This window comes from Streptomyces sp. NPDC026062 (assembly GCF_055568375.1).
Window position 1 is genome coordinate 359593 of sequence record NZ_JBVHOQ010000001.1, and the last position, 24252, is coordinate 383844.

A 24252-nucleotide genomic window follows, 5' to 3' on the forward strand; every position below is an offset into this window, starting at 1 on the left:
GCGTCCCCGCGGACAGCCCTCCCGGGCGGCCCGCAGCCGGGAACCTCAGGCGCCGCGTCGCGGAGCCGTGCTCGCGCGCGCGACGAGGCGGGTGGGCACGAGCGTCGTACCGCCCTCGACGGCCTCGCCTCCCAGCTCCCTCAGGATGGCGTCCACACACAACTCCCCCACGCGGGCGAAGTCCTGATGGACCGTGGTCAGCGGCGGGATGAAGGAGGAGCTTTCGGCGATGTCGTCGAAGCCCACGACGCTGATGTCCCCGGGGACGCGTCTGCCGCGCTCGTGGAACGCCCTCAGCACACCGAGCGCCATCTGGTCGTTCGCCACGAACACCGCCGTGCAGTCGGGCTCGTCCGCCAGCCGGAGGCCCGCCCGGTAACCGGATTCGGCGGCCCAGTCGCCCCGCAGCGGAGGTGGCACCGCCCGCCCCTCCTCACGCAGCGCCGCCTCCCAGGCGGCCGCCCGGCGGCCCGCCGCGAACGACTCCTCCGGGCCGGCCAGGTGCCAGACCGTGTGGTGCCCGAGTCCGAGCAGATGACGCACCGCCGTGCGGGCACCCTGATGCTGGTCGGTGTCCACCACATGGAACCGGTCACCGGCGTCGGAGTCCACGACGACGACCGTCACATGGGGCGGCAGGGTCAGCAACGCCGTGTCGAGCAGGTGCACTTCCATGATCAGCACCACCGCGTCGACCGCGAGCTCGTCGAGCCGCGTGAAGGCGCCTCTGACGTTGTCCTGCGTCGGGGCGTCGATGGGGATCAGTGTGACCGCGTACCCCGCCCGTGAGGCGAATTTGGCGATGGCTTCGAGGGTCCGCACATTGCCCGTGGTGGAGAGGCTCATGGTGATGACGCCGATGGTCCTGAACTCACCGCGTTTGAGTGCGCGGGCGGCGCTGTTGGGCCGGTAGCCGAGTTCCTTCATGGCGTCCCGCACCTTCTGCCGGGTCCGCTCGATGACGGCCGGGTCCCCGTTGGACACCCGGGAGACCGTCTGCGACGAGACGCCCGCGACCCGGGCGACGTCGGCCATCGACACACGGGGCCGCCTGCCTTTCACCGCACGCGGGCCGGCGCCGTCGGCCGTCTTCGCGCGTGCGGCCGCGTCCTTCTCCGTCACCGTTCTTCCTTCCATCGACTCTCACTCCATGCTTGACGACCCCCACCGGGAGTGTCACCATCACGCTACCGATGATTACGTAAACATTTCTCGTCGGACACTGCCTGATCCGGCCGCTTCCGGCCCGAAGGCCCTCGTCTCCGCCACACAGACCGGTCGGTCACCGACACAAGGAAACCAGTCATGACGCTCCTGCCGACTCCGGCGAAGGCACTACCACCGCCCCGCCCACGAGCGCGCTTCCGCCTCCGCAAGCAGGCCATCGCCGGGTGGGGATTCGCCGGGCCGTTCGTCGCGGTCTTCGGCCTCGTCTTCCTGGCACCGATCGGCTACGCGCTCTACCTCAGCTTCTTCCGCGACCGCCTCATCGGCGGGAACTCCTTCGTCGGCATGGACAACTACCGCCAGGCGCTGACCGATCCGCAGTTCTGGGAGGGACTGGCCAGGGTCGGACTGTTCCTGGCCGTGCAGGTGCCGGTCATGCTGGGCATCGCGCTGCTGGTCGCGCTGGCCATCGACAGCGGGCGGCTGTACGGCAAGGCCTTCTTCCGGATCTCGGTCTTTCTGCCCTACGCGGTCCCCGCCGTCGTCGCCAGCCTGATGTGGGGCTTCATCTACGGCACCCGGTTCGGCCTGGTCGGCAACATCAACGACGCCTTCGGCGTCACCCTCCCCGACCCGCTCTCCCCCTCACTGGTGCTCGCCTCCATCGGCAACATCGTGACCTGGGAGTTCGTCGGGTACAACATGCTGATCTTCTACTCCGCGCTGAAAGTCGTGCCGCGCTCGCTCTACGAGGCCGCGGCGATCGACGGCGCCGGAGAGTGGCGGGTGGTGACCGCCGTCAAGCTGCCGGCCATCCGCGGCGCCCTGGTCATCGCGACGATCTTCTCGGTCATCGGCAGCTTCCAGCTCTTCAACGAGCCGAGCATCCTCCAGAAGCTCGCCCCGAACGCGATCACGAGCGACTTCACGCCCAACCTCTACACCTACTCGCTGTCCTTCTCCGGCCAGCAGCACAACTACGCGGCAACGGTGGCCATCGTGATGGGTGTCATCACCGCGATCATCGCCTACACCGTCCAGCTGCGCGGCATGCGGAAGGCCTGAGCCATGACCACGAACCTCGCCGGCGTCACCTCCAACGACGCGGGGCCCTCCGGCACCGCCCGGACCCCGGGCCCCTCCGGGCGCCCCGTCGCACGGCTCCGCCACCGCCCCCACACCCCGCTCAACCCCCGCCGCAGCATCCCGCTGACCCTGCTGACCGGACTGGTCCTCGTATACACACTGCTTCCGCTCGCCTGGCTGGTCATCAACTCGACCAAGGACCAGAAGGGCCTGCTCGGCTCCTCCGGCCTGTGGTTCGGCGACGACTTCAGCCTCTGGGACAACATCACCCGCACGCTGGCCTACGACGACGGCGTCTTCGTCCGCTGGCTGCTGAACACCCTGCTGTACGTCGCCGCCGGCGCGGGCGGCGCCACCGTCCTGGCCGTGCTGGGTGGATACGCACTGGCCACATACGACTTCCCCGGGCGCCGGGCCGTGTTCGCGGTCGTCATCGGAGCCGTGGCCGTGCCGGGCACCGCCCTCGCGGTGCCGACGTTCCTGATGTTCAGCAACATGGGGCTGACGAACACTCCATGGGCCGTCATCATCCCCTCCCTCATCTCCCCCTTCGGGCTCTACCTGATGTGGGTGTTCGCCCGCGAGGCGGTGCCCGCCGAACTCCTCGAAGCGGCCCGTGTGGATGGCTCCGGCGAACTGCGCACCTTCTTCCGTATCGCGCTGCCTCTGCTCATGCCGGGAACGGTCACCGTGCTGCTCTTCTCCATGGTCGCGACCTGGAACAACTACTTCCTGCCGCTGATCATGATCAAGGACCCGGACTGGTACCCGCTCACTCTCGGGCTCAACGCCTGGAACGCCCAGGCCCAGACGGCGGGCGGCGAGGCCGTCTTCGACCTCATCATCACCGGCTCCCTGCTCACGATCGTGCCGATCGTCGTGATCTTCCTCCTGCTCCAGCGGTACTGGCAGTCCGGCCTGGCCGCGGGCAGCGTCAAGGAGTGACTCCGTCCCCACTCGCGCCCTCTCTTCCCCGAACACACGACCAGGAGCCCCACGCATGAGGACACACACCACTCGCCGGCTGCTCGCCGCCGTCACCGCGCTCTGCGCCATCACCCTGGGCGCGACCGCCTGCGGTTCCTCCGACCCGGCCGACGACGGCGGCGGTGCGAAAGACGTCGAGTCGGCGCTGGCGAAGGGCGGCAGAATAACGGTGTGGGCCTGGGAGCCCACTCTCAAGAAGGTGGCCGCCGACTTCGAGAAGAAGTACCCGAAGGTGGATGTCGAACTCGTCAACGCGGGTACCGGGGACAAGCAGTACACCGCCCTGCAGAACGCCATCGCCGCCGGCTCGGGCGCCCCCGACGTGGCGCAGATCGAGTACTACGCCCTCGGTCAGTTCGCGATCGGCAAGTCCGTGGAGGACCTGGCCGGATACGGCGCGGCCACGCAGGACAAGACCTTCACCACCGGCCCCTGGAACGCGGTGAAGTACGACAAGGCCGTGTACGCGCTGCCCATGGACTCCGGCCCGATGGCGCTGTTCTACAACAAGAAGGTCTTCGACAAGCACCACATCGAGATCCCCACCACCTGGGACGAGTACGTCGAGGCAGCGCGCGCCCTGCACAAGGCCGATCCCAAGCTCTTCATCACCAACGACACCGGTGACGCAGGTGCCACCACCAGCCTCATCTGGCAGGCGGGTGGCCGCCCCTACAAGGCCGAGGGCACCGACGTCACCATCGACTTCAAGGACGCCGGCACCACGACGTACACCCGCACCTGGCAGAAGCTGCTGGACGAGGACCTGGTCGCGCCCATCAGTTCCTGGAGCGACGAGTGGTACAAGGGCCTGGCCGACGGGAGCATCGCCACGCTGTCCATCGGTGCCTGGATGCCCGCCAACTTCACGTCTGGCGTCGCCTCCGCCTCCGGTGACTGGCGGGTGGCCCCGCTCCCGCAGTGGACCAAGGGCGAAACGGTGAGCGCCGAGAACGGCGGCAGCTCACTCGCCGTGCCGAAGGCCGCCAAGAACAAGGAACTGGCCTATGCCTTCACCGAGTACGCCACCACGGGTGCCGGCGCCTCGGCCCGCGTCGCCGAGGGCGCCTTCCCCGCCACCCGCGCGGACCTGGACTCGAAGGCGTTCCTGGAGACCCGGTTCCCCTACTTCGGTGGCCAGCAGGCCAACAAGGTCTTCGCCGCCTCCGCCCGCGACGTGGGCACCGGCTGGTCGTACCTGCCGTACCAGGTGTACGCGAACTCCGTGTTCAACGACACCGTGGGCAAGTCGTACGTCTCCTCGACACCTCTGTCGCAGAGCCTGGACGCCTGGCAGCGGTCCAGCGTCAAGTACGGCACCGATCAGGGCTTCACCGTCAACAAGTAGTCCGCGGGCCACGGATACGGCTGTGCGGGACGGTCTCCCGCACAGCCGGCGCCGTACACGGCCCGAGGGGCGGCCCTCACCGGCCGCCGGACGGCCCCGTCTCCCGCAGCCTGCGCCATACCGCCTTCGCCGCGTGGTGGCCCGACATGCCGTGCACTCCGGGGCCGGGCGGGGTCGCCGACGAGCAGATGTAGACCGACGGGTGCGCGGTCGCGTACGGCACCCGGGCGAGCTTGGGCCGGATCACGGTCTGGAACCCGGAGTAGGCACCGCACGCGATGTCCCCGTCCACGTAGTTGGCGTTGCGCACGGCGAGCTGGGGCGGGCCGGTCACGGCACGGGCGAGCACGAGGTCGCGGAAACCGGGGGCGAACCGCTCCAGTTGCCGTTCGATGACCTCGGTGGCGTCTCCCTCCCAGCCGGCCGGGACATGCCCGTACGCCCAGAAGACCTGCTTGCCCTCGGGGGCCCGGGACGGGTCGGTGAGGCTGGGCTGGGCGGTGATCAGGAACGGCACCTCCGGGTCACGGCCGGTCACGGCGGCACGCAGGGCGGAGTCGATCTCGCCGGCCGTCGGACCGATGTGGACCGTGCCGGCCCTGCGGGCCTCCTCGGCGGTCCAGGGGACGGGGCCCGACAGGGCATAGTCGATCTTGAAGCAGGACGCGCCGTAGCGGTAGCCCCGGTAGGAGTTGCCCAGACCCGCGATCCTGGCCAGCGCGGTGGGCGAGGTGTCGAAAATGTAGGCGCGGGCAGGCGGCAGTTCGTCCAGCCGCTTGACCTCCGTACCGGTACGGATGACACCGCCCTGCTCCCTCAGATACGAGGCGAGGGCGTCGGAGATGGCCTGGGAGCCGCCGCGCGGCACCGGCCAGCCCTTCTCGTGCGCGGCGAGCGCGAAGAGCAGGGCGATGCCGCCGGTGGCGATGCCGCTGGTGGGAGCTATGGCGTGGGCGGCCAGTCCGGCGAAGAGGCCGCGCGCCTTCTCATCACTGAAGCGGCGGGACATGAGCGTGGCGGGCTGGAGCGCGTCGAGCCCGAAGCGCACCCATCGGTACGGGTCACGGGGCAGGCCGTCCCACGGGGTGCGCAGGAAGTCCTGGGCAAGGGTGTCCCAGTGGCCGAGGTACGGCGCGACGAGCCGCCGGTACGCTCCCGCGTCCCTCGGCCCGAGCGCCATGGCCGTCTCCCCCACCGAGGTGGCCAGCACGGCGGCGGTGCCGTCCGGGAACGGGTGGGCCAGGGCCAGTTGCGGCTGAAGCCACTCCAGCCCGTGCCGGGCGAGCGGCATGTCACCGAAGGCGGGCGAGCCGATGCCCAGCGGGTGGACCGCCGAGCAGGGGTCGTGCCGGAAGCCCGGCAGCGTCAGTTCTTCGGTACGGGCTCCGCCGCCGACGGTCGGCTCGGCTTCGAAGACCTCCACGGCGAAGCCACGGCGGGCCAGTTCAACTGCGGCGGTCAGTCCGTTGGGTCCCGCCCCCACGACGACGGCATCGAGCATCGACGGCACCTTCGGACTCCTTTGTCAGCCGACGGTCTGAGCACCCAGGATATTCGCAGGCGCTGACAGTCCGGGCGCGGGTAGGGGTCTCCGTCCGGCCCGTACCGGGACCCCCGCGCGGCAGCGCTCACACCCTCGCGGAATCCCGCCCGCTCACGCCCCGGCGCGCAGCGCGGCCAGGATGCGTTCGGCCGTCGCGCGGTCCCGGGCAGCGGTGAAGGGCAGGTCGTTGCCGCCGGTGATACGGAACGGCGTCCCGGACAGCGTGGCCTGGGCGCCGCCCGCCTCCGTGACCAGGAGGAGCCCGGCCGCGTGGTCCCAGGCGTACTCCCAGTTGAAGGCGAGCGCGTCCAGGTCGCCCCGGGCGATGCCGAGGTATTCGAGGCCCGCCGAGCCGCAGGGGCGGGCGTCGATGCCTTCGGTGCGCAGGCCCAGCAGGGCGTGCTTCTGTGCGTCGGTGGTGTAGTCGGGGTGGGACATGGCCACCCGCAGTACGGCGTCGGGCGCGGGCGAGCCGGAGCGTATCGGAGCGCCGTTGAGCGTGGCCCCCCGGCCGCGTACGGCCACGGCCATCTCGTCGAGAGCGGCGGCGTACGTCCAGGAGGCCAGCAGCTCGCCCCGGTGGGCCAGGGCGACCAGGGTGCAGAACCCCGGTTCGCCCCGGACGAACTGGCGGGTGCCGTCGACCGGGTCGACGATCCACACCGGGGCCTCGCCGCCCAGCGCCTCGTACACCTCCGGGTCGGCGTGCACGGCCTCCTCACCGACGACCACCGAGCCGGGCAGGAGCCGGCTCAGGGATCTGGTGAGGTGTTCCTCGGCGAGCCGGTCCGCGGTGGTCACCAGGTCGTGCGGACCGTTCTTCTCGACGATCTCGTGTGCGGCGAGCTGCCGGTGGCGCGGCATGATCTCGGCGGCGGCCGCTGCGCGGACCGCCGCCTCGACCTCGGTCAGGTCACCGGCAAGGAAGTCATCGATCATGCCTCCAGCTAAGCACGGGCTGTCCGGACACCGACGACCTGGTCATGACGGGGACGTGGCCGGCCGGTGGCCGGTCAGCGCCCGACCGCGTACCCCTGCATGCCCCGGGGGTTGGCCGCCGCGGACAGCACCCCGGTCGCCGGGTCGCGGGCGACCGCGCACATCCGGCCCTCGGACCAGGGGTCGCCGACCGTGACGTCGTGGCCGCGCCGGCGCAGTTCCTCGATGACGCCCGGGTCCATGCCCTCCTCCACGGTGACACTGCCGGGTCGCATCCCGCGTGGGAAGAAGGAGCCGGGGAAGCTCTCGTTGTGCCAGTTCGGGGCGTCGATGGCGCCTTGGAGGTCGAGGCCGCCGCGGACTTCGGCGCGCAGCGCCACGGCGAGGAAGAAGTGCAGCTGCCACTGGTCCTGCTGGTCGCCGCCCGGCGTGCCGAACGCCATCACCGGGACGCCGTCGCGCAGGGCGAGGGACGGGGTGAGGGTGGTGCGGGGGCGGCGGCCGGGGGTGAGGGAGTTCGGCAGGCCCTCGTCCAGCCAGGCCATCTGGAGGCGGGTGCCGAGCGGGAAGCCGAGCTCGGGCACGACCGGGTTGGACTGGAGCCAGCCGCCGCTGGGGGTCGCGGAGACCATGTTGCCCCAGCGGTCGACGATGTCGAGGTGGCAGGTGTCACCGCGGGTCGCGCCGTCCCGGGCGACGGCCGGCTCGCCCGTGCGGTCAGCGGTGGCTGTCGGCTCTCCCGCGCCTTCCTTCGCGACCTCCGGCTCTCCAGCCCCTTCCTTCGCGACCGTCGGCTCACCGGCACCGGCGGCCGGTATGCCCATGGCGCCGAGGCCGGGCTCACCGGCGGCGAGGGCGTGGGCGTGCCCGCTGAGGACGGGGGTGCGGCCGTCGGGGCTGCCCGGACGGAGCTCGTACGAGGCCTGGCCGGTGACCAGCGCGCGGCGGGCGGCGTTGTACGGCTCCGACAGCAGCGTGCCGAGCGGGACGTCCGCGGCGTCGCCGTACCACGCCTCCCGGTCGGCCATGGCGAGCTTGCAGCCCTCGATGAGCAGGTGGACGTACGCGGCGGAGCCGTACCTCGGCAGTTCGGCGGGGAGGAGGGCGAGCTGCTGGAGGAAGGCGGGGCCCTGGCTCCAGCTGCCGGCCTTGGCGAGCGTCCAGCCGTTCCAGTCGTAGGTGGCGGGGGCCTCGTACGACGCGGACCAGCCGGCCAGGTCGGCGGCGGTGAGGGTGCCGGTGTGGCGGGTGCCGCTGGTGTCCATGGTGGGGACGGCTGCCTGACGGACCAGGGCCTCGGCGATGAAGCCCTCGCGCCAGATCGCGCGGGCGGCCTCGATCTGCGCGATGCGGTCGTCGCCGCCGGTCTCCTCGGCCTCGGCGATCAGGCGGCGCCAGGTGGCCGCGAGAGCGGGGTTGCGGAACAGTTCACCCGGCTTCGGGGAGTCGCCGCCTGGCAGGTAGACGTCGGCGGAGGACTGCCACTCGGTCTCGAAGAGCTCGCGCACGGTCTCGACGGTCCGACCGACGCGCTCGACGGGGGCGTGGCCGTCCTCGGCGTAGCCGATGGCGTACCGCAGCACTTGGGCGACGGTCCTGGTGCCGTGGTCGCGCAGCAGCAGCATCCAGGCATCGAAGGCGCCCGGTACGGCGGCGGCGAGCGGTCCGGTGCCGGGGACGAGATCGAGGCCGAGCGAGCGGTAGTGGGCCACCGTGGCACCCGCCGGGGCAGGTCCCTGCCCGCAGAGGACCTGGACGTTCCCGTCCCGGGGCGCCAGGATCATCGGCACCTCGCCGGCGGGGCCGTTGAGGTGCGGTTCGACGACGTGCAGGACGAATCCGGCGGCGACGGCTGCGTCATAGGCGTTGCCGCCGTCCTCCAGGACCGCCATCCCCGACTGTGAGGCGAGCCAGTGGGTGGAGGAGACCATGCCGAACGTGCCCTGGAGGGTGGGCCGGGTGGTGAACATATAGGGTCTCGCCTCGTTGTTTACGCGCCTCGGACGGTCGAATCCGTACTCAGGATCCGGCCCTATGGAGAATTTGGGGAGACTGGACCGGAACTCTCCTCCGCCCGCTCCCCCAGCAGACTATCGATCGCCCTGCGCCCCTTCTTCCCCCGCCTCCGGCATGAGGGATGTGTACGTGTGCCTCAGCGCGTGGAACCCGTCCTTCGGTGCCGCTTGCCACGGCCAGGGTTCAGCCACCTTGGCAGGCGGAGGAATGACACCTGCCCGGCCAGGGCGGCTTCCGGATCTCGGTGTTCCACGTGCTGGCGGCGATCGCGGTCCCCTGCTTCGGTGTCGGTACGGGGCCAAATACTTCGTTGTCGGTACGGGGGCCGAACCGCCTCCGCGCCCTGTCCGATTCAGGACCGTACGCCGACAGGTCTTCGAACGATGCCATGCTCCATTGGAGTCCATTAAAACGCTATTCAGTGCGAAATGATATGCATTTTCTGCAACCCATGTTGGATTCGCGGAGAACCGTGTCCTCGGCTTTCTGGGAGTTCTCTGTGAATCGACTGCGCCGGTGGCTGCTGAGCGGCGTGTGCGCCGGGCTCATGGCCACCGCCCTCCCGCCTGCCGGATCCCCGGCGCAGGCCGCGCCCTCTCCGGCCCCGCGGGCGGACACCCCGTGGCCGTGCCGGGCAGACGGAGTCCTGTTCCAGCACCCGGAAACCGGTCAATAGCCGCCGGTCAGACTGCTGTCCCCGGCCGACGGCAATCAGCACGATCTCGGCCGCATCGACGACTACCGCATCGACGCCGCCGGGTTCGACCTCGCGGACGGATTCATCTACGGCTTCGACACAGTGGGCCGTCAACTGGTGCGCGTGAACGCCGAACTCGGGGTGACCACGATCGCACTGCCCGCCGGCATGCCGGCGGACGTGGACTACGACGGCGGTGACTTCGACGACGACAACCACCTGTGGCTGACCGACTCCGTCACGGGCGCCTATGTCGAGCTGGAGTTCGCGGCCGACCGCGCGACGCTGGTGTCCGGCGGGTCCTTCGGGCTGCCGGACGATCTGACGGCGCTGCCCTCCGACTGGGCATACATCGAAACGGCTCCCCAGGGGCCCGGGTTGTACGGGATCGCGCCCGGAAGGTACGCCGCCGCCCGGCTCGTGCGACTGGATCCCTCGACCAGGCGCGTCGAAGCCCTCGCCCACCTCTCGATGCCCTCCGACGGTGTGGGGGCGACGTACAGCGACGCCAACGGCTACCTCTACACGCTCAACTCAAGCGACCGGGTCGTCCACCGCCTCGACCTGCGTTCGGTGACGACCACCGAGGTCGGCACCGCGCCGACAGAGGCGGTGAACGACGGGGCGGGATGCCGCCAGGCGGGGGTCCCGACGGTGACGCTGATCAAACGGGTGGAGAACCGGGCTTTCCCGGACGACGAATTCGTGATCTCCCTGAACGACGCCGGCGGCCAGGAGCTGACGTACGCGAAGACCCACACCCACGACCCCTCCGAGGAGATCCGTACGGAGCCATGGCCCGTCGTCCGCGGCGAGGAGTACCTGATCACCGACCGCAAGTACAACGGTCCGGGCCACGAGCTGGAGTTCTACGATGTGCACCTGGGCTGCTTCGAGTCGGCGACCGGCGCCTATGTACCGACCCGACAGGTCGGCGAGGGCGCGTGGCTGCTGCCGGTGGACACCGACAGGGAGATCGAGTGCCGGATCGACAACCACGGCCGTGACCTCGTGCCCAAGCTGCACCTCGACAAGGCCGTGGAGGCGTCCTCGTCACCGGTGCGTGCCGGAGACCGGGTGAGGTACCGGTTCACCGTCCACAACGTCGGCGAAGCGCGGGTGCAGGACCTCAAGATCGCCGAGCGGAGCTTCGACGGAGCCGGCACGCTGGACAACGTCACCTGCGAGCACGACGTGCTCACGCCGTGGCAAGTCACCGAGTGCAGCGCCGGTTATACGGTCCAGCAGGCGGATGTGGACCGGGGCGGCCTGCACAACACCGCCGTCGCGCACGCCACTTCGTCCGTCGGGGCTCCGGTCGAGTCCAACGACGCCTCGGCCGAACTGAAGATCGACCCCGTGGCCCGCCTGACCATCACCAAGCAGGCCGCCCCGACGACCGTGCACGCGGCCGGCGAGAAGGTCACATACACCTACACGATCGCCAATACGGGCAACCTGGTCACCACGAACACCCTGCCCACGGAGGAGCAGGGCTCCTTCACGGGTCACGGGCCCCTGCCCGTGCCGAAGTGCGAGCAGAGCGAACTTCACCCCGGCAGTTCCATGACGTGCACGGCCGTCTACGAACTCACCCAGAAGGACATCGACCAGGGCTCGCTCGCCAACGCGGCACACGCCACCGGCACCGCCGCCGGCACCGCGGTGACCAGTGCGCCCGACGACGCGAAGGTCGACGTCGTGCACACACCGCAACTCGCCCTGGTCAAGTCCGTCACCCCGACGTACTACAGCGCCCCCGGCGGCGAACTCCGCTACCGCTACACCGTGACCAACAACGGCAACACGACCGTGCGCGGCATCGCGGTGAGCGACACCTCCACCGCCTCCGGCAGCGCACCGCGCATCAGCTGTGGTGCGGGCGCGGACGTGCTGGCGCCCGGCGACAGCGTCGAGTGCACCGCCACGTCCACGGTCGTGGCGGATGACGTGAGGCGCGGCACCGTCGAGAACACCGCCACCGCGACGGGCCGGGCGGGCGACCAGGACGTGGTCTCTCCCCCGGCGGACGCCCTGGCGGGCGTCGCGCCGGCGGGACTCACCCTGAACAAGGAGGCGCGTCCGCAACTCGCCGCGGCAGGTGACGACGTGAGCTACTCGTTCGAGGTCACCAATTCGGGGCAGATCGCCCTCACCGGTCTGACGATCGACGAGTCCGCCTTCCCGGACTCGCCCGCACCGACGGTCGACTGCCCGCAGGACACACTCGCCGTCGGCGCCAGCACCACGTGCACCGCGACCCATCGGGTGACCGAAGACGACGCGCGGCGTGGCGAGATCATCAACACCGCGACCGCCGTGGGCAAGGCTCCCGACGGCTCCGCCGTGCGCTCCGGTCCGGCGACGGCCCGTGTCCAGGTACCCTCGGTGCGCTCCTCACTCACCCTGAAGAAGACCGCCTCGCCCGCGACGGTCACTGCGGCCGGGCAGCGGATCACCTACGGCTTCACGATCACCAACACGGGGGAGACCACGCTCCACCAGGTCCGTCCCCGCGAAGTGGACTTCTCCGGGACCGGCTCCCTGCCCGAACCCACATGCCCCGATACCGCTGAAGAGCTGGCGCCCGGAGCCGTGGTGCGTTGCACCGCCGTCTATCGCGTCACGAAGGAGGACGTGCGACACCCCTCGGTGAACAACACCGCGATGGCGACCGGGACCACCGATTCGGGCACGGCGATCGAGTCCGAGACCGACACGAGCAAGGTCAAGATCCAGTCGCCGCCCCGGCCCGGGAGCACTCCTCCCGGTGTACACCCGGGTCACGGGAATGAGTCCGGCCACGGTCATCTCGCCGAGACCGGCAACACCGTCCTGCCCTACCTGCTCTCCACGTGCGCCGCGCTTCTTCTCGCCGGCGTCACACTGCGGGCCAGGCGGCGCCGTCGTGGGTGACGCTCCCGCCTGACCATCCGTCGCACCCGAGGCCGGGCCCGCGTCTTGCGGGCCCGGCCTCACGGGCCGGTACACCCGGAGGATCAGCCCCCTGGCGGTCGCTGATCGTGGTACCGGGCGGACATCGTCGTGAAGTCCGAAGACTGCCGGGAGACGCCTGCGCGGCGGTGTCCGCCGCCGGTGTCCGGACGATCGCGGGACGCCCGCCCGAGGCACGGGTGAACGGCTGCGAGAGGCGTGTCCGTCAACCGCCCACGTTCCACTTCTGGTTCGCGGCTCCGGTGCAGGTCCAGATCTGCAGCCGGGCCCCGTTGGCCGAACTGTTGCCGGTGACGTCCAGGCACTTGTCCGCCTGCGGATTGACGATGTCGCGCGCCCCGCTCACGGCCCAGCGCTGGGCCGCCGACCCGTTGCAGTCCCACAGCTGTACGAGGGTGCCGTCGGCCGTGCCGCCCGATGCCACGTCGAGGCACTTGCCGAGGGCCCGGATCGTACCGTCGGGGTTCACGCTCCACTTCTGGGCGCTGCTGCCGTTGCAGTCGTAGAGCTGGACCGGGGTGCCGTTGGCGCTGTTCGCCGCGGCGACGTCCACGCACTTGCCGGCCAGGCCGGTGATCCGGCCGCCCGTCTCCGGCTGCTGGGTGTCGCTGGTGGTGACGCGTACATGGTCGACGACGAGCTGCTGGGGGAAGGTGGTGTTGCCGTCGGGGTCGCCGGGCCAGTAGCCGCCGACAGCCAGGTTGAGGATGAGGAAGAAGGGCTTGTTGAAGGCCCAGGTGTTTCCTCCGGTGTCGGCGGGGGTGCGGTGCTGGTAGACGTTGCCGTCGACGGACCAGGTGACGGAGTCGGGGGCCCAGTCGATGGCGAAGGTGTGGAAGTCGTCGGCGAAGGCCTGCCCGTTCGGGAGGGTGTACCCGGCGCCGATGCCGGCGGAGCCGGAGTAGCCGGGGCCGTGCAGGGTGCCGTGGACGGTGGAGGGCTCGAATCCGACGTTCTCCATGATGTCGATCTCGCCGGAGTTGGGCCAGCCGACCTGTCCGATGTCGTCGCCGAGCATCCAGAAGGCGGGCCACATGCCCTGGCCGCGCGGGATCTTCATCCGTGCCTCGACGTGGCCGTAGGTCTGGGAGAACTTCCCCGAGGTGTTCAGCCGGGCCGAGGTGTACTGACAGGTTCCGTACCAGCACTGGTAGTTGTTCGGGTTCTCCTTGCGCGCGGTGATGACCAGGTGCCCCTGGCCGTCCAGCGCGGCATTGCTGTTTCCGGCCGTGTAGTACTGCCGCTCATGGTTGTTGACGTTGTCGCCGGTCTCGATCTGCCACTTGGCGCCGTTCACGGCCGAGCCGGCGGAGCCGTCGAACTCGTCGGAGAACGTCGTGACCGCGGCGGCGGTCGCGGTGTCAGCCGTGGGGGTGGCGGCCGCCGGTCCACCGCTGCCCGCGAGGGCCGTGGTGACCAGGGCAAGCGTGAGGACCGAGAGTACGGAGTGCAGCAGGCGCCGCGTACGGCGTGGGGAGTCCATGACTCTCCCTTCCGGTGTATGAGGGGGGAGGAAGGGGAATCCGCCATGTATATGACAGGCATACATATGACGGATACGGGGCGCGGGGGGTGCGGGAGCCGCGCCGACCAGGGGGTGCCGTGTGAGATACCGCGTGCGGGGTGCGGCAACGAGGCCGCTTTGTTCACTACGTGATTTAAGAAGTGAACTAACCAGGTGTCAAGGTCTTGGTACGTACCACTGACCGATCCCCCCGAGATGCGCCTCCGGGGTGCGAAAACACCCCTGTCCCCGCTCCCGCGACCCGCCGGGGCGGCGGACTCATCTGCCAGGAGTCGAAGCGACAGCGCAGGAGAACGGTGACGCCGGCCCGCAGGCATTCAGCCAATGCCTGCGGACCGGCGTCACCTCCGGGCCGCTGGGCAGCCCAGAGGACGGAGCGTCACTTCTGCCAGCCGACCGTCTCGGGGAGCGGGGTGTAGAAGATGGTCGCACCCACGTTGGCCAGGCCCTTCTTCACTCCGTAGGTCGAGGGGCCGCTGAACAGCGGCAGGAAGGCGTACTGCCGCAGCGCCTCCTGCTCGACCTTGTTGACCGCCGCGGCCTGTTCGTCCAGGTCGGCGATCCTGGTGGTGGCACGGATCTTCGTGTCCAGCGCCGACGTGCCCGCGCCGGTGAGGTTGGAGTCACGGTCCGAGCAGTAGAAGTCGCACAGGTAGCGAGCCCCGAACGGGTCCATGGAGCGGTTGCCCGACAGGAACAGGTCGAACCTGCGATCGCTGAGGATCTTGGAGAAGTCCGCGTCGTCACCCTTCTTGATGACGAGACGGACGCCGGCCGGCTTCAGCATCGCGGCGAAGGCGCCCGCGGTGGCCTTGCCCAGCGGGTCGTCTCCCAGGAGCGTGTAGCCGACTTCGAGCTTCTGGCCGTTCTTTACGCGGATGCCGTCGTCCCCGGGCTTCCAGCCAGCCGCGTCGAGGGTCTTCTTCGCCTCGTTGGGCGCGTACTTCAGAACGGCCGAGAGGTTGTCCTCGTAGCCCTTCTGGAAGCTGTAGAGCACGGCCGAGCCGGGCAGCGGCTCCGTGTAGTCGAGCCCCTGGAACTGGATCTTCGCGATCTGTGCCCGGTCGATGCTCTCCTGGATGGCCTTGCGGACGGCCTTGTCCGAGAGGACCGCGGACTTCGTGTTGAAGTAGAGGGAGTACTCGAAGGGGCTGCCGCCGCTGCGGATCTCCGTGCCTTTGAGCCCCTTGACCTGCTTGAGGCTCTCCGCGTCGACGGCGGACGTGTAGTCGATCTGGCCGTTCTTGAAGGCGTTGACCGCCGCGGTCGACTCCAGATTGACGTAGACGCGCTTGTCGAGCCTGCCCTTCCTGCCCCACCACTTCGGGTTGCGGACGAAGGTGATGTTGCCGGAGTGCGTGTCCCACTTGCCGACCGTGTAGGGGCCCGCGCCCCACTCCGGGTGGGCCTTCTTCACGTACGCCTTGTTGAAGTTCCCGACGGTGGCGGCCTCGGGGTGCAGGAAGGTGGTGAACAGCGTGGACCACGCGGCGTTGACGCCCTCGAAGGTGATGACGGCCTGCTTGGCGTTCTTGCCCTTCACGACCGAGGTGATCCGGTCGTAGCCGTCCGTGGACGATGCCGCGAACTCCTTGTCGGAACCGTTGTTGGCCTTCCAGGTGGCCTCGATCGCCGTCCAGTCGATCGGGGTGCCGTCGTTGAACGTGGCCTTCGGGTTGATCGTCAGTGTGACCTTCTGACGACCGCCCTCGACCGCGACCTGCACATCGCTGTAGTAGTCGGGGTTGTACTGCACCTCACCGGTGGGCGAGTAGGTGATCGCGTCCGCGTTGTACCAGCCCCAGACCCGGGACGCGGTCAGCGTGGCATTGACGTTGAACGGGTTGCCCTGGTCGTCGAACGTGCCGACCGTGGTGTACGTCCCGCCCTCCTTGACGTTCTCGTACGGCTGGGGGTTGTAGTCGACCGCGGCAGACGCCGCCTTGGGGGCGTCCTTGCCGCCCGTGTCCGCCCCGTCCTTGCCCGGGGAGGACTGGCACGCGGTGGCGGTGGCGGAGAGGGCGGCGATCAGCGCGACGGGCAGGGAAAGTCTTGCTCGCATGGCGAAGGGTTCCTTCTGATTCGGTGGGTGTACGGGAAGGCCCGGTGACGGGCGGGGGTGAGCCGCCCGGGGCCGGACCGGCGGATCACGGCCCCGGGCGGGGCGGCCTCAGACGGCGTGACAGGCGTACCGGTGGCCGGGCCGGCTGGCCACGGAGGACTGCGCCGGACGTTCCGTACGACAGCGCTCGCGCACCGCCTCGTCGGCGACTCGGTGCAGGGGGCAGCGGTCGACGAAGACACAGCCCGTCGGCAGCCGGGCGGCGCTGGGCTGTTCGCCCTCCAGCACGACGCGTTCCCGGGCGCGCTCCCGCCTCGGGTCGGGGACCGGGATCGCGGACAGCAGCGCCCGGGTGTACGGGTGCTTCGGATCGGCGAAGATCGCCTCGGTGTCGCCGGTCTCCACGATGTGCCCCAGGTACATCACCGCGACGCGGTCGGAGATGTACCGGACCACGGCCAGGTCGTGGGCCACCACGAGGTGGGCGAGCGCGTACTCACGCTTCAGCCGGGCCAGCAGGTTGATCACCCCCGCCTGCACCGAGACGTCCAGGGCCGAGAGCGGCTCGTCGAGCACGAGGAGTTTCGGCTCGGTCGCCAGGGCTCGGGCGATGCCGATCCGCTGGCGCTGACCGCCCGAGAGCGCGGCCGGGAAACGGTCGCGCACCGAGGCGTCCAGACCGACCAGCGCGAGGAGTTCGTCGACGCGGGTACGGATCGACTCGCGGTCCCGCCCGATGGCCCGCAGAGGCTCGGCAAGCAGCTGGAAGACCGGGAGCCGCGGATCGAGGGCCCCCATCGGATCCTGCATCACGATCTGGACGTCGCGCCTCAACTCCCGCACGCGCGCCGCGGATCCAGCCGCACCGACCTCCGTGCCGGCGATCTCGATCCGCCCGCCCTCGGGCTTTCTCAGTCTGAGGATCTCCAGCAGCGTCGTGGTCTTTCCACTGCCCGACTCGCCGACGAGACCGAGGGTCTCCCCCGCCCGCAGCTCGAAGCCGACGCCGTTGACGGCCCGCAGCGTGCCGACCCTGCGCTTGAGGACCGCACCCCTGGTGACGGGGAACGTCCTGACCAGGTCCTCGACGCGGAGCACCACCTCACCGACGGCGCGGGCCTCCACGGGACCGGACTCGACCGGCTCGGCGACGCCGGCCGGATCCAGCGTCCCGTCGGCGATCTCGTCCGCGCGCAGGCAGGCCACATCCCCGTGGCCGGTGACCTCGCGCAGCCCGGGTTCGTCGGTGTGGCACGCCGCGACAGCGACCGCGCAGCGGCTCGCGAAGGGGCAGCCGGCCGGGAGACCGACCAGGACGGGCGGTTCCCCTCCGATCGGGACCAGGGGGCGGTGGACTCCGCTGTCCACGGTCGGCACGGCTGCGAGCAGTCGCGCGGTGTACGGCATGACGGGACGGGCGAAGAGCTCGTCGGCGCCCGCCCGTTCCACGATCCGGCCCGCGTACATGACGGCGATGTCGTCGGCGTGGCCCGCGACGACTCCGAGGTCGTGCGTGATGAGGACGAGTCCGGCTCCGGTCTCCTTCTGCGCCAGCCTCAGCACGTCGAGGATCTGGGCCTGCACGGTGACGTCGAGGGCGGTGGTGGGTTCGTCGGCGATGAGCACGGACGGTCTGTTGGCGATCGCCATGGCGATGACGACGCGCTGGCGCATGCCGCCGGAGAACTCGTGCGGGAAGGACGTGGCCCGGCCGCGAGGGTCCGGGATGCCGACGAGGTCGAGCAGTTCGACGGCTTGCTCCCAGGCGGCCCGCTTCGTCAGATCCTGGTGGATCCGCAGGGTGTCGGAGAGCAGCCGGCCCACGGTGAAGATGGGCGTGAGTGCGGACAGCGGGTCCTGGAAGACCATGCCGATGGCGTTGCCCCGTATCCGGGAGAGGGCCTTGTCCCCGAGGCCGGTCAGGTTCTGGCCGTCGAGCAGCACCTGGCCCCGCAGGCCGGCCGAGGGCGGCAGCAGCCCCATGATGCCCATGGCGGTGGCCGACTTTCCCGAGCCGGATTCGCCGACGATGCCGAGGGTCCGGCCCGGCAGGAGATCGAAGCCGACGCCGCGCACCGCCTCGACGGGGCCGGCCTCGGAGGGGAAGGTGACCCGCAGGTCCCGCACCGAGAGCACGGGGGCGGCGGCGTCACCGAGCCCACGTTCGGGGGACGTGGTCGTCGCGAGCGTCATCGTCGGCCTCCTGCCGCACCGGTCACGGATGTGGGGTCCAGGGCGTCGCGCAGCCCGTCGCCGACGAAGGTCATCGACACGGTGAGCAGGACGACCAGGCCCGCGGGGAAGGCGAAGAGCCAGGGGGCGCTCGTGACGGTGCTCGCCCCGTCCGCGAGCATCGTGCCGAGGGAGACGTCCGGGGTCTGGACACCAAACCCGAGGAAGGACAGGGCGGTTTCGCTGAGCACGGTCGCGACGACGCCGAGCGTGAGGTTGACGATCAGCAGCGAGCCGAGGTTGGGGATGATGTGCCGCAGGATGACGCGCAGCGGGCCGACTCCCATGAACTCGGCCGCGGTCACGTAGTCCCGCTCGCGCAGGGAGGTCGAGACGGACCAGATCACTCGCGCGGTGGACATCCAGCCGAAGAGCGTCAGCACGACGACGAGGATCCGCCAGTCACCGGCCAGGCGGTTGGAGACCAGGGCGAGGATGAGGAAGGAGGGGACGATCAGCAGGAAGTGGATGACGGCGAGCGTCGCCTTCTCCGTCCTGCCGCCGAAGTACGCGGCAGCGGACCCGACGACGGCGGCGACGGCGACCGTCAGGACGGACACGCTCACGGCGATCACCAGGGAGCGCCGCAGTCCGTGGACGGCGCAGGCGTAGATGTCGTTGCCGCCCTGGTTGGTGCCGAACCAGTGTGCGGAGCTGGGCGGCCCGGTGAGTGCGGCGAAGTCGGCGTCGGAGTACCCGTACGAGGTGAACAGGCCGCCGAACGCGCTGAACAGCACCAGGGCGACGAAGATCACCACGCCGACGACGGCGAGCCGATTGCGCAGGAAGCGCCTCAGATAGAGCCGGGCGAGACCGGGCCGGCGCGCGGAGCGTGTCACCTCCGGCAGCCGGCCTGCGGGCACCGGGGCGGTCGGGTCGGCGGACAGATCGGTGGTCATGTCAGCTCACCCTCACGCGTGGGTCGAGGAAGACCGTGGCGATGTCCGCGAGGATCGCGCCGATCGCGGTCAGCGCGGCGGCGAAGGCCGCGGTCGCGACCGTGCCGTGCACGTCGTTCTTGCTGATGGTCTGGATGAAGTAGCGGCCCATGCCGTTCCAGCCGAAGATCGTCTCGGTGATGATGGCGCCGGTGAAGATGGCCGGGACGCTGAACGCCACGGACGTCGCGGTCGGGATCAGCGCGGTGCGCAGGGCGTGTCTGCGGATCGCCTGGGCCCTGGTGAGTCCGGTGGCCCTGGCGGTGCGCACGAAGTCGGCGTCGATGGTGTCGAGCAGGAGCGAACGCTGCGTCAGGTGGTAACCGACGTATCCCATCAGGGTCAGCGTCAGGGTCGGCAGGATCAGATGGAGCATGCGGTCGCCGATGGTCGGGAGCAGCCCTTCGACGTTCGGCGAGTTCTCCCCGGCGACGTAGAGGAAGTGCAGACCGGCATGCTGGTTCAGCCAGATGGCTACGAAGACCACACCGAGTGCGGCGACGGACGTGGGCACGTTGAACACCGCGATGGACACGGCCTGCGCGACCCGGTCGGCCCAGCCGTACTGTCGCGATGCCGTGTACACGCCCAGCGCGACACCGAGTACGACGGAGAGGACCGTCGCGACGACGACCAGCTCCGCGCTGACGAGCGAGCGGTAGCCGATCTCCCCGTTGACGGAGACGCCTGTCGGTGACCTCCCCCAGTCGAAGTGGACGATCACGGAGGTGAACCAGTCCCACCACCGCTCCACCACCGGAACCCGGGGATCCAGGTTGTAGGGCGCGAGCGCCCGGCCGATCTGGTCCTCGCTGCGGACCGGCCGCAGCTCCTTGAAGTTCGACCGAGGGTCCAGAAACCAACTGGCCAGGAAATAGGTGGCGTTGGTCGAGACCACGATCATCAGGAGCCAGCCCGCGGCCTTGCGCGTCACATAGCGCAGCACGGGCGGCACCTCCTCACCGCGTACGGGAAGTGCGCCGAGGGGGCGCCGGGTCCGGGGGGCGTATGCATGTGCGGTGGAGCCTTCTGAGGGAACGGGAGGGGAGCACAGACGTGCGAGCGTCAGTCTGGTCCGCGGTCCGGAACCCTCACCAGGTCCTGGCCCGTCCCGCCACGACGTCGCAATACCGCCGTAGCAATCGGCCGGGACAGATGATGACTTATCAGGGAACACGCTTCGTCCGGAGGGCGGGCCCTTCACTTCGCCCGCCGCGGACGAGGCGGGCCCGTTGCGGTGCCGGCCGCGGATTAATCGTCGCGGTTGCGGCGTTGTGCCTGGTCGGAGCCGATTCGTAAGCAGGAGAAGCGGCGGAACTGGAGGCATGGCTGTGCACGGTGAGTACAAGGTCCCCGGCGGCAAGCTGGTCGTGGTGGACCTGGACGTCCGGGGCGGGGCGCTGCGTGACGTACGGGTGGCGGGTGACTTCTTCCTGGAGCCGGACGAGGCGATCCTGAGCATCGACGCGGCGCTGGAGGGGGCCCCCGCCACCACCGACACCGCGGGACTGGCCGCCCGTATCGACGCGGCCCTGCCGGAGTCGACGGTGATGCTGGGGCTCACGTCGGAGGGTGTCGCCGTCGCCGTGCGCCGGGCGCTGGCCCACGCCACGGAATGGAGCGACTACGACTGGCAGCTCATCCACGACGCCCCGCAGTCCCCGGCACTCCACATGGCCCTCGACGAGGTCATCACGGCCGAGGTCGCCGCGGGCCAGCGCCCGCCGACGCTACGGGTGTGGGAGTGGGACTCCCCCGCGGTGATCATCGGCAGCTTCCAGTCCCTGCGCAACGAGGTCGACCCGGCGGGCGTCGACCGGCACGGCGTCACGGTGGTCCGGCGCGTCTCCGGGGGCGGGGCGATGTTCGCGGAGCCGAGCAGCACGATCACCTACTCGCTGGCCGTGCCCCAGTCCCTCGTCTCCGGCCTCTCCTTCGCCGACAGTTACGCCTATCTGGACGACTGGGTGCTCGAAGCGCTCGGCGATATGGGGATCAAGGCCTGGTACCAGCCGCTCAACGACATCGCGACCGAGATCGGGAAGATCGCGGGAGCGGCGCAGAAGCGCATGGTCGGGCCGGACGGAGGGCCCGGCGCGGTGCTGCACCACGTGACGATGTCGTACGACATCGACGCCGACAAGATGCTCGATGTCCTGCGCATCGGCAAGGAGAAGATGTCCGACAAGGGCACGAAGAGCGCCAAGAAGCGCGTCGACCCCTTGCGCCGGCAGACCGGGCTGCCCCGTGAGGCCGTCATCGAGCGGATGATCGAGTCGTTCCGCGCGCGTCATGGCCTGAGCCGGGGCTCGGTGACCCCGGACGAGCTGGCCCGCGCCAAGGAGCTCGTCCGCACGAAGTTCGGCACCCCCGAGTGGACCGCCCGGGTGCCGTAGGGCCCGGGCGGGGTCGCGGCGTCGACCGGGTGCGGTGGGGCCGGGTCGGCGGCGCGTATGCGCGGGACGTCAAGGCTCGCGCGGGGGAACCGGACACGTGCCCTGGTCCGGGCCGTCCCGGGCGGTGTGAACCCGTCCCGGGAAGAAGGCCGGGCAGGCCCGGGTACCGTGCACAGGCCTCAGGGCGCGGCAGGCGGGCGGTGCTCGTACCACCGCCGGTCGGCCTCCAGCTGGGCGGCCAGCGAGATGAGCCGCTCCTCGCTGCGGGAGGGACCGAGCAGCTGGGCCCCGACCGGGAGGCCGTGGGGGGTGAAACCGGCGGGGACGTTGATGCCGGGCCAGCCCAGGACGTTCCAGGGCCAGGCGTACGGGCACGCCTCGGCGATCGCCACATCGGTGCGCCACGCGCTCAGTCCGTCGAACCTGCCGATACGGGGAGGCGGCAGGGCTGTCGTCGGGGTGAGCAGAACGTCGAATCCCGGTCCGGACCGGCCGCGGGAGGGGTGGAACAGGGCGCCGATCCGCCGGTGCTGGCGCACCTCCCGCCCCCTTGCCGCCCGTACCACCCGGCCGCCGAGCCGAGTACCGGTGCGCAGGACGCTGCGGGTCCGGGGGTCCAGGAGCGCGGGTTCGGGGTGCCGAGCCGCGAGTTCGGCGATTCCGGCGGTGGCACGGGGCACGAAGCCGAGACCGATCAGCCCGTAGCGGGGCCGGGCCTCCTCGACGTGGTGTCCGAGCCGGGCGAGCGCCTCGGCGAGTTCGGTGACGGCCCGGCGGATGTCGGGGTGCGGGGCCGTACCGGTGAGGGTGAGCGGGGGACGCCAGGCCAGGGCGATGCGCAGCCGGCCCGGGTCGCGGCGGGCAGCGGCCGAGGCATCGACGGACGGCGGGCGGTGCGGGTCGTCGGGGTGGGCCCCCGCGACTGCGTCCAGCAGGAGGGCGGCATCGGCGACGGTCCTGGCCAGCGGGCCGTTGACGGTGAGCCCCTGGAAGGCGTCGCTGTGGGGGTGCACGGAGATCCGGCCGCGCTGCGGCTTGATGCCGACGAGGTGGGTCCAGGCGGCGGGGATGCGGACGGACCCGGCGCCGTCGGAGCCGAGCGCCGCCGGCACGAGTCCGGCGGCCACCGCGGCCGCCGAACCGCCGGATGAACCGCCCGGGGTGTGATCGGTGTTCCACGGATTACGGGTGGCACCGAAGGCGGCCCCCTCGGTGAACGGCCACTGCCCCAGTTCGCAGGAGTTGGTCTTCCCGACGATCACGGCTCCGGCGGCGCGCAGCCGGCGTACGGACTCGCTGTCGGCGGTCGCGTCGGGCAGCTCGCCCGCGCAGCCGAAGTGGGTGGGCATCCCCGCGACGTCGGTGTCGTCCTTGACCGCGACGGGCACTCCGAGCAGCGGCAGCCGCTCGCCCGCGGCGAGCCGGCGGTCGGCCTCGGCGGCCTCGGCGAGTGCGGCGGTCCCCCGCAGGTGCCGGAAGGCGTTGAGGGTGCCCTGGCTCGCCTCGATCCGGGCCAGGGCGTCGGTGACCAGCCGGGTGGCGGTGGTGCGGCCGTCCGCGAGGGCCCGTGCGCTCTCGGCCAGTCCGGCCGGGGCCTCGACATCCGTTCCGGTGGTCTGTGCTGAGGACATGGGCTGCCCGCCTCCCTCGTACCGTCAGGTGCGTACACCTGTCCGCCCGAACGAACTTACTGAAAGGTAACGAGTTCGGGGTGCTCCCTCAACCGTTCAGCGGCTGATAAGGCCGGCCGTGTCGCCCATTCGCCGTCCGCAGCGCCCGGACGGCGCCGCTCCGGCCCGGAAACGGCACCGCACAGGCGCCTGGTCCTACGGCTGGACCGTGATCTCACCGATTCCCGTGCCGAGTCCGGCGCAGTGCGCGGTCGACTGGCCGGACTGGCCCGGGTTCAGCGTGACGTGCTCACCGTCCACGTCCGGGGACCAGCCGCAGACCAGGTGGACCCAGAAGGTCTGCGTCGCGGAGCCGTTGTTCCGGCACAGCGCGTAGCCGGTGTAGTCGTCGATGGCATGCTTGCCCGTCTCACAGGACAGCCCCGGCGGCGTCGCGGTCGGTGCGGCGGCCGATGCCGCGGTCGCCAGGCCGGTGGAGACGGCGAGTGCCGCGGTGAGACCGGCGACAGCGATGCCGCGCAGCACGGCCCCGGACAGGCTTCCCATGGACTTCTTCATGATTCCCTCTCGGTGATTCACGGTGGTTCTCGGTGGTCACGGTGGTTCACCGCGGTTTCGCGGTGATCCCGTTCCCGGTGGCGGGGTTCCGCGCCGTGGCGGCCGGGCCCGTCTCCCCTAACCGGAAGCGGGCGGAAACGACACGCTGCGTACCCGCGCCCGGGGTACCGCT

At 70.5% G+C, this 24252-nt stretch carries 16 protein-coding genes; 5 read left to right on the forward strand and 11 right to left on the reverse strand.

Features of this window, described 5'->3' with window-relative positions; genetic code table 11:
- Positions 1 to 45 precede the first annotated feature (45 nt).
- Positions 46 to 1137, reverse strand: a complete 1092-nt coding sequence (locus ACZ4LX_RS01525) for a LacI family DNA-binding transcriptional regulator (RefSeq protein WP_467721038.1) — start codon at positions 1135 to 1137, stop codon at positions 46 to 48.
- 168 nt (positions 1138 to 1305) lie between these two features.
- Between ACZ4LX_RS01525 and ACZ4LX_RS01530 the strand changes: the two genes are divergently transcribed.
- The 3 genes from ACZ4LX_RS01530 to ACZ4LX_RS01540 are packed head-to-tail and all read left to right on the forward strand — an operon-like array spanning position 1306 to position 4588.
- Entirely contained in the window at positions 1306 to 2232 is a 927-nt protein-coding gene (locus ACZ4LX_RS01530) for a carbohydrate ABC transporter permease (RefSeq protein ID WP_467636714.1), read from the forward strand.
- Between the two features lie 3 nt (positions 2233 to 2235).
- Entirely contained in the window at positions 2236 to 3198 is a 963-nt protein-coding gene (locus ACZ4LX_RS01535; RefSeq protein WP_467636718.1) for a carbohydrate ABC transporter permease, read from the forward strand.
- Between the two features lie 55 nt (positions 3199 to 3253).
- Entirely contained in the window at positions 3254 to 4588 is a 1335-nt protein-coding gene (locus tag ACZ4LX_RS01540) for an ABC transporter substrate-binding protein (RefSeq protein ID WP_467636722.1), read from the forward strand.
- A gap of 76 nt (positions 4589 to 4664) precedes the next feature.
- Here the strand turns inward: ACZ4LX_RS01540 and ACZ4LX_RS01545 are convergent, their stop codons facing one another.
- The 3 genes from ACZ4LX_RS01545 to ACZ4LX_RS01555 form a co-directional block, all read right to left on the reverse strand.
- On the reverse strand, positions 4665 to 6098 hold the full coding sequence (locus ACZ4LX_RS01545) for a phytoene desaturase family protein (RefSeq protein ID WP_467636725.1): 1434 nt from the start codon (positions 6096 to 6098) through the stop codon (positions 4665 to 4667).
- A 144-nt stretch (positions 6099 to 6242) separates the two neighbouring features.
- Entirely contained in the window at positions 6243 to 7070 is an 828-nt protein-coding gene (locus ACZ4LX_RS01550) for an inositol monophosphatase family protein (RefSeq protein WP_467636730.1), read from the reverse strand.
- 74 nt (positions 7071 to 7144) lie between these two features.
- Positions 7145 to 9040: a gamma-glutamyltransferase family protein gene (locus ACZ4LX_RS01555; protein ID WP_467636734.1), complete on the reverse strand. Its 1896-nt coding sequence runs from the start codon at positions 9038 to 9040 to the stop codon at positions 7145 to 7147.
- A gap of 791 nt (positions 9041 to 9831) precedes the next feature.
- Here ACZ4LX_RS01555 and ACZ4LX_RS01560 point away from each other — a divergent pair.
- Complete coding sequence (locus ACZ4LX_RS01560; protein WP_467636907.1) at positions 9832 to 12699, forward strand: DUF7507 domain-containing protein; 2868 nt, start codon at positions 9832 to 9834, stop codon at positions 12697 to 12699.
- A gap of 244 nt (positions 12700 to 12943) precedes the next feature.
- Here the strand turns inward: ACZ4LX_RS01560 and ACZ4LX_RS01565 are convergent, their stop codons facing one another.
- From ACZ4LX_RS01565 to ACZ4LX_RS01585, 5 genes are all read right to left on the reverse strand, one after another.
- Entirely contained in the window at positions 12944 to 14221 is a 1278-nt protein-coding gene (locus ACZ4LX_RS01565) for a ricin-type beta-trefoil lectin domain protein (protein ID WP_467636737.1), read from the reverse strand.
- 421 nt (positions 14222 to 14642) lie between these two features.
- Positions 14643 to 16325, reverse strand: coding sequence for an ABC transporter family substrate-binding protein (locus tag ACZ4LX_RS01570; RefSeq protein ID WP_467636740.1), 1683 nt, complete (start codon positions 16323 to 16325; stop codon positions 14643 to 14645).
- Between the two features lie 108 nt (positions 16326 to 16433).
- Entirely contained in the window at positions 16434 to 18518 is a 2085-nt protein-coding gene (locus ACZ4LX_RS01575) for a dipeptide ABC transporter ATP-binding protein (RefSeq protein WP_467636743.1), read from the reverse strand.
- Positions 18515 to 19456 (reverse strand): ABC transporter permease, encoded by a 942-nt coding sequence (locus tag ACZ4LX_RS01580; protein WP_467636746.1) that lies wholly within the window; start codon positions 19454 to 19456, stop codon positions 18515 to 18517. The genes ACZ4LX_RS01575 and ACZ4LX_RS01580 overlap by 4 nt, the downstream gene beginning before the upstream one ends.
- A gap of 1 nt (position 19457) precedes the next feature.
- The gene (locus ACZ4LX_RS01585) at positions 19458 to 20441 is read right to left on the reverse strand and encodes an ABC transporter permease (protein ID WP_467636749.1); all 984 of its coding nucleotides are present in this window, start codon (positions 20439 to 20441) and stop codon (positions 19458 to 19460) included.
- Positions 20442 to 20826: 385 nt separating this feature from the next.
- Here ACZ4LX_RS01585 and ACZ4LX_RS01590 point away from each other — a divergent pair, with 385 nt between their 5' ends.
- Entirely contained in the window at positions 20827 to 21891 is a 1065-nt protein-coding gene (locus ACZ4LX_RS01590; protein ID WP_467636911.1) for a lipoate--protein ligase family protein, read from the forward strand.
- A gap of 179 nt (positions 21892 to 22070) precedes the next feature.
- On the opposite strand, the gene ACZ4LX_RS01595 is transcribed toward ACZ4LX_RS01590, so the two are convergent.
- Entirely contained in the window at positions 22071 to 23522 is a 1452-nt protein-coding gene (locus ACZ4LX_RS01595) for an amidase (RefSeq protein WP_467636751.1), read from the reverse strand.
- Between the two features lie 195 nt (positions 23523 to 23717).
- Positions 23718 to 24080 carry a hypothetical protein gene (locus ACZ4LX_RS01600; protein WP_467636754.1) on the reverse strand — a complete coding sequence of 121 codons (363 nt, stop codon included), beginning with the start codon at positions 24078 to 24080 and terminating at the stop codon, positions 23718 to 23720.
- Positions 24081 to 24252 lie beyond the last annotated feature (172 nt).